This is a genomic window from Paenibacillus alginolyticus DSM 5050 = NBRC 15375 (assembly GCF_000422905.1).
GTDB lineage: Bacteria > Bacillota > Bacilli > Paenibacillales > NBRC-103111 > Paenibacillus_E > Paenibacillus_E alginolyticus.
The window spans coordinates 1-6274 of the sequence record NZ_AUGY01000184.1 but is presented as its reverse complement, the minus strand read 5'-3'; the positions used below and the strand labels follow the sequence as shown (position 1 = coordinate 6274).

The following is a 6274-nucleotide window of genomic DNA, read 5'->3' as shown; positions in this document are numbered from 1 at the left end:
CCCCGCACTTTGATCAAATAGTCCAGCGCGGAGCGTCCGCCGATCCCCCTTGACCACCAGTACCATTTGCCGTTGGAAATTTTCAAACTGTCGTGTGTCCGGGTAGTATAGACATTGCGAGAGCAACGTACCAGTTCTGCGGGCTCCCACATTTGCAAATACGTGAGTAAATCCAGACTTTTCGCACGTTCGATCTGATCCCTGCTTACATAGCTCATTGCCGTAGCTCCTCTCCCGTTCATCGTGCCTTACCCCGCTTTTTGGGATACAGATAAGCTCTGCTTTCCTTCAACTCCGTAGCGCCATTCTTTTTCATGAATGCGTCTAAATCGCCTTCATAAACTTGACTTGTCACCCCGTTCGAATCACGAATGTAATAATACATGTCGCCAAATCCGTTCTTCTCTTTGGATATCAACTCCAATGTTGGCACGGTTTCTCCCTCCTCGGTCGGGATAGTTCCGTAACAAAAAGGCGGTAGAATCGGGCAAAAGCATCCGCCGCCGCTTGGGATGGCATACATCATGTTCATTCCTCCGGAAATGCGAAAAGGACCCAGAAGTCGGAGTCCTTTTCGTCTGTAATTTATTAATTTAATAGTGGGGCTATATTCGACCTGTGAAATGCTGCGCATCGAAGTCATAATTTCCCAAACAACAAAAAGCCTGCCACGCGATGAAGCGCAACAAGCTTTCTAAAATGATGTATCCGGTTTTGGTCGAAGCACGAAAGATAAATCACTAAATGGACTTATCACAGTAAGCTAGTCCGGTATTATTTTTGGTTACTGGCCCAAAGTCCATGATTCTGTTTTTAGACCACCTTAAATCATAATATTGTCCCTCTGATTCAACTAGAGGATTAATCAAGTCGTCTGGATGGATCATTACAATCCGAGCCACTTTACCATCTGACAAAAGAACTGAATCCCCAATCATCCTGTTCATTAAGTTTATGATAAAACATTGAACAATAACTGGATCAAATAATCCGAATGCTCGTTGGTATATTTCCTGAAGTACTTTGTATAGTGGAATTGATTTCTTATATATACGCTCTGAAACCATCGTATGAAACACATCGGCAACAGCCACAATCTTACTAAAGTATGCAATCTCTTCACTAGATTTTCCGTATGGATACCCGCTGCCATCTTCTCGTTCATGATGTTGTAGGGCAACCAGCGCTTGTTGATCCGTAATGTTTGGAAGTTTAATAATCATCTCATACCCGAACACCGTATGCAGCTTCATTTCAGCATACTCATCCGAACTTAATTTGCCTGCCTTATTCAGGATTGAATGCGAAATTCTTTGTTTGCCCAAGTCATGCAACAGACCCGCAATAGCAAGGTCATTCAATTCTATGTCATGCAGACCCAACCATTTACCAATTAAATAGGATAGCACCGAAACCCCAATACAATGTCGATACGTATAATGATCTTTCTTTCTTAAACCCAATAAGACATTCGAAATATTATAATTGGAACACAATTCCTGAATCTTTGGCATTACCTTTTGACGGATCATTTGATTTGATGGCTTCTCGGTACTGTGGTGTATCTTTTCATATATAGATTGAACTTCAGAGATTGTTTCATCTATTATAAATTCGGTAATAAGTTGGGTGTCCGCATCCCATAAATTAACACCATGTTGTTGTAAGAGATCGAGATTATGATCATTTAATATGGTGCTCTTTGGTAAAAGCAAACTGCCTTGCCTGGAATAAATATTGTTATTTAATCTTCTCCCGATGAATGTTGTATTGTCGATAGGAATCACTCCCTTCCCTAAGCAAGTCTCTTGATGCTGTTATGATCAAAAGTCATTTCTTCTACCGGTTCAAAGATATCGGTACTATACCGATCAACAGTTACTCTGCCTTCAAACATTTTCTTTACAATAACCTTATTTATTGCTTTTAGGCTTGTCCCAACTCCAGTGAATCCACCTACATACATTGCAGAAATGGTATCTCCAGCCTCCAGTTTAGATCCCCTACATACAGAGTTATCTAGGAAGAATACGATATTGCCCGCTGAATAGAGATCACATTGAATAACACCTTCTCTTCTAATCAAAATATCCCCATTTGACTTTAATGTAGAGTTTTGAGCTTGGTTAATATTTATCTGAACTTGCGATTCTTGACTTAACGCAACTCTCATGAATGCTTCTTTCAATACACGAATGAAATCTTCCATTCTTGGAGCAGTCATCACTTCAACTAGCTTGGTCGGTAACAAAAATAACTCCAAATAATCTTTTAATTGCTGCATAGCGTCCTTATTGTAAGTCTGAAGGCTTGAAATAACGCCAAGCAGTTCTTTCACAACTTCCCAAACCTGCTGATACTTGCTCTCGGTTACTAACAATAACGCTTGTCCATATCTAACCAGTAGTTTCTTCTTACTGATTTCATTCAATAACAATTTTACACTTTCCGCCATCTTCTCGAGGTAGTCCATTAACTGTTTAGAACCGTTATAAAGTCTGTTGTAGAGCATGCCGAAATACCCCGAATAAAGATTACTTCCAATTACATTACCCTTTACTGCAATACTTCCTGTGGCGGTTAAGGTTGAATTATAAACACTGCCAGATATATAAATGTTCCCAAGCGACTCAATAATCATGTTGTCCATGACATCACCATATACAATAACGTCTCCAGCGAAAACGATATTACCTGTCTGCAAATCAACATTACCCGGAACAATGAATGCGGTGTTAATATCGAAATACTTTATCTTATTTCCAGTGACTACTCGCGGTCTTCCTTCTTTCCGTGCTATAACGATATCGTCAGGCGTTATTTCAACATTGCCTTTCCCTGCAATACGAATATCGTGAACGGGATCAGGAAGCAACAGATTACCAAAGACATCATACCCCATCTGACCTTCTACGGGAGGTGTCTTCTTTGCAATTACATCTCCGCTTTTGACAGAAGGAATATTCATATGATTCTTAAAATCGACAAAACCTCTTACTTCTGTAAAGATGTTTTCGATATTTTCCGAAAAGAACATATTTAGGCGAGCATCTTGACCCGGTACCGGAGCTTTTCCTCTGGCGATGGTCACTGGTCTATAAGTAGGTTGAATAATCTCGGTTTGAATAATTGTAACATCAAGATTCATTTTGATATTCATGTTTTCAACAACCGCGAGAATTTCCTGCAAGTTTAATGTTTCCAAATAAATCGTTGAATCTTCTTCGGCAGTAAGGGTTAAATCCAAAGTTGAGGTATTATCAGATAACACCCATGCATGCCTTTTCGGACGATGAACAGTCAAATACGCTGTTAACTTATCGTCAGAAATTTCAATCTCGAATAATGGCATTTCTTCAATCTTCCACTCAATGACACTTTCAGATGATACTTTCATTCTTCTATTGATCTCTTGACCGTCGATAAATAGGATGACAGGTGATTGAGCTTCGATCGTCGGAATTTTCCCCCCATTGGAGGGATTCCCGATAATGATTTTACCCTGTTCGACTTTAATGTATCCATCTTTTATTTGACCCTCTATGTTAATTCCGGCTACTGAAGATGACCCCATCCGTTCACTTTCCGACTCTTGGGAATCATGGTCGAGTTTCTTCAATAGCTTCAATATTTCTTGCTCACTGATAAAATCTGACATACGAATCACCTCATCGACAGCAACTGAGAATTAATTTTCTAGAGCTGCTGTAACTAATCCTAAAAATTCATTGTTGTCGAATGGTTTTGAGAGCACTGCAACATCCTTAGGTATCCTAGTATCATTCCCCAACTCTTCAATGGAGCCTGTGCACAGCAAGACTTTGACTGCAGGATCATCTTTTGAGATTTCTTCTATAAGCGAAATGCCATCCATGACAGGCATTTGATAATCAACTATCAACAAATCGGGTTTTGTATTGAAATAGGCGTTCAATGCCTCTTGACCGTTTGTCGCTTGTAAAACGACTTCATGACCTGCATCCGTGATTAAGGTTGAAATCAATAAGCGAATAGAAAAATTATCGTCTACAATCATAATTCTCGCCATAGGCATCCCTCCATTTGAAAATAAAAAACATCAAGTGATGTTATAGAGGTTCACCTTACCTTCGGTAACTTGGCAGCCGTGAAAATTATCTTCCTGAGGTCCATAATTTTGAGTCCCTACTTTCAATAGGTTTGTCGTTTCGTTTGTGAGAACTATGAAGTTCCTGTCGATTTAAATCTTATATAGTTCAATATTACTACATATATTTCTTAAAATAAACCCATTTTGTAGAGTATACTACGTTGAAATCACCTCCATACTAACTAATGATAAAGCTCTAAAGGGGGTAGCTATGACAGTTGAACTAGCCTTTGCTAAAATTTTGAAAACGTTGAGGATTAACAATATGTTGAGTCAAGAAGAACTAGCCTTTAGAAGCGATCTTGATCGAACTTACATTTCAATGTTGGAAAGAAGTATTCATCAGCCGACCATTTCTACAATATTTGCCTTGTCGAGGGCACTTAACATCAAAGCATCCGAGATGATTAAACTTGTAGAAATTGACTGTGAAAATGATATCGAATCGAATCAGAAAAATTAGTTGAAATAAGGACAACCAGAAGCCCGAATGAATTGGCTACGCCCTTTCCTGTACTCGTGATAGTAAATAAAATCGCATTGAGGGGAGACAAATCAATCCCCCGACAATGCGATTTCTACTTACTACGTCCGAATGAGCAACTCAAAGGTCATTTAGTTTCCGTAATAGATACATCCCATCCCTAAGACCTGCGAAATAGATCCTCTCTTTTTCAATAGTACTCCGATGGTTAAGAATGTCTTCCAACTCGAGAAGAAGATCCACATGGGTTTGTGTTAATTCATCCTTAAGCAGCCTTTCTATTTCGTTTTGCCTAATTCGGAATTGTTCAACCTCCATTTGACTTCCAGCTTCCTTTGCAATTTCAATAAATCTTTGATCGAAAGCTGGTCTCAACCACTCTGGACCAATATTATGCATATTTACCCCTCCCTTCCTCTAGAATGTACCGATGTTACAGTGAAAGGAGAGGTATCTCAAGAAATTATTGGAACTATCCTATGTTTATAGATTACGGTTTTACTTTCTAGATTCTTAACTCTCCATCTCCAACAGTTCCTTGACCCAAGCTTCATCCGGTATCCTCACCAATGGAGCTCCAGAGTGTACTGTTTGTGTCATCAGTCGATGGAGCAATCGCGATAAAAACGTCGATTCCATATGTGTCCCCTCCTGCTTCCACTATAGCAGGAAGCAAGAGAAGGAACGACGGTGTCAGACCGTTATCGCTCACGGCCCACAACCCGCCGTTCCGATATCTCAGATTCTTCGTCCGGTACGCTGTCAACACCCTCATTTTCTCGTTTATCCATATTGAGAAGCGCATTCAATTCCGCAAGTCGCGCCGATTTTGTTTGCAGCTCCTGCTCCTTCTCAAATGGAGTCGCGATTTGTTCTTTCGCCGTTTCCATTTGCTGCCGCAAGGTAGCAAGCTGCTCGCGGGTATGCTCTAACTTTGCAGGCAAGTCGGATAAGGCATTATTGATTCGGGTCATGTTGCCGCCCGCATCCGCTCCGAGGGTCACCGGATGACCCAGCGCACCGCGCAGCGTGACTTTGTATTCCTTGTGGAAGCTGTCAAAGGATAGCCACATAGAAAAGCCTAAATAGCTGCCCGCTGCTTGCGGATCGGGCGAAGTCATACCCTTGCATGCTTCCAGTAAAGCTGCGCCCGCCGCCATCCGCTCCGAGTAGGTAAAATCCTTGATGACCATACCGGGGAAATTCGACTCCTCCGTATCCTCCTTCTTAGTCGCTTTGGAGCGCATGTACAAGGCGGCATCCCGTTCGTATCCGGCAATTCGTTCCTCCGTGGACTTGATTTGCTGCGGCAGCATTTTGAGCAGCCGATCCTCCAGCGCGTAACGTTGGCTTAAATGGTTGGCTTTGAGCAGCTTGAGCTTGGATACCTGGATGTCCAAGTCCATTTTCTCTTTGATGTACGGATTGCCGGTCGCTAGCGCCTTCACCTCGGCATAGGAAAGAGCCGTTTCGTCAATATCTTCGGCTGACCGAACCGGCGATTTGCTGGTCATGATTTGCGAAATAAAGCGCTGTTTGTTCTCCAGCGTTTGATAAAGGTAAGCCTCGAACGTGTTCTCGGTCACATAGCGAAAAATATGCACCTCGCTGTTCTGGTTCCCCTGCCGGATAATGCGCCCGCTGCGCTGCTCCAAATCGCG

At 41.6% G+C, this 6274-nt stretch carries 7 protein-coding genes, 2 pseudogenes and 1 riboswitch; of the genes and pseudogenes, 1 reads left to right on the top strand and 8 read right to left on the bottom strand.

The annotated features are described in order from the left end of the window. The 5 genes and pseudogenes from G519_RS0137495 to G519_RS46575 form a co-directional block, all read right to left on the bottom strand. Positions 1–218 (bottom strand): annotated as a pseudogene (locus G519_RS0137495) (topoisomerase); the annotation flags it as partial. A gap of 20 nt (positions 219–238) precedes the next feature. Next, positions 239–526: a hypothetical protein gene (locus tag G519_RS0137490; RefSeq protein WP_029198906.1), complete on the bottom strand. Its 288-nt coding sequence runs from the start codon at positions 524–526 to the stop codon at positions 239–241. Positions 527–740: 214 nt separating this feature from the next. Further along, complete coding sequence (locus tag G519_RS46580) at positions 741–1787, bottom strand: HD-GYP domain-containing protein (RefSeq protein ID WP_244280354.1); 1047 nt, start codon at positions 1785–1787, stop codon at positions 741–743. A gap of 8 nt (positions 1788–1795) precedes the next feature. Beyond that, positions 1796–3658, bottom strand: a complete 1863-nt coding sequence (locus G519_RS0137480) for a DUF342 domain-containing protein (RefSeq protein ID WP_029198905.1) — start codon at positions 3656–3658, stop codon at positions 1796–1798. A gap of 30 nt (positions 3659–3688) precedes the next feature. Continuing rightward, complete coding sequence (locus G519_RS46575) at positions 3689–4048, bottom strand: response regulator (RefSeq protein ID WP_051254074.1); 360 nt, start codon at positions 4046–4048, stop codon at positions 3689–3691. A 60-nt stretch (positions 4049–4108) separates the two neighbouring features. After that, positions 4109–4194, bottom strand: a riboswitch (cyclic di-GMP riboswitch). Positions 4195–4340: 146 nt separating this feature from the next. Here G519_RS46575 and G519_RS0137470 point away from each other — a divergent pair. Continuing rightward, positions 4341–4592 (top strand): helix-turn-helix domain-containing protein, encoded by a 252-nt coding sequence (locus G519_RS0137470; RefSeq protein ID WP_029198904.1) that lies wholly within the window; start codon positions 4341–4343, stop codon positions 4590–4592. A 141-nt stretch (positions 4593–4733) separates the two neighbouring features. On the opposite strand, the gene G519_RS0137465 is transcribed toward G519_RS0137470, so the two are convergent. The 3 genes and pseudogenes from G519_RS0137465 to G519_RS51195 form a co-directional block, all read right to left on the bottom strand. Further along, positions 4734–5012 (bottom strand): hypothetical protein, encoded by a 279-nt coding sequence (locus G519_RS0137465; RefSeq protein ID WP_029198903.1) that lies wholly within the window; start codon positions 5010–5012, stop codon positions 4734–4736. Between the two features lie 114 nt (positions 5013–5126). Then, on the bottom strand, positions 5127–5252 hold the full coding sequence (locus G519_RS53200; protein WP_268633501.1) for a hypothetical protein: 126 nt from the start codon (positions 5250–5252) through the stop codon (positions 5127–5129). Between the two features lie 62 nt (positions 5253–5314). Then, positions 5315–6274: pseudogene (locus G519_RS51195) on the bottom strand (DEAD/DEAH box helicase family protein); the annotation flags it as partial.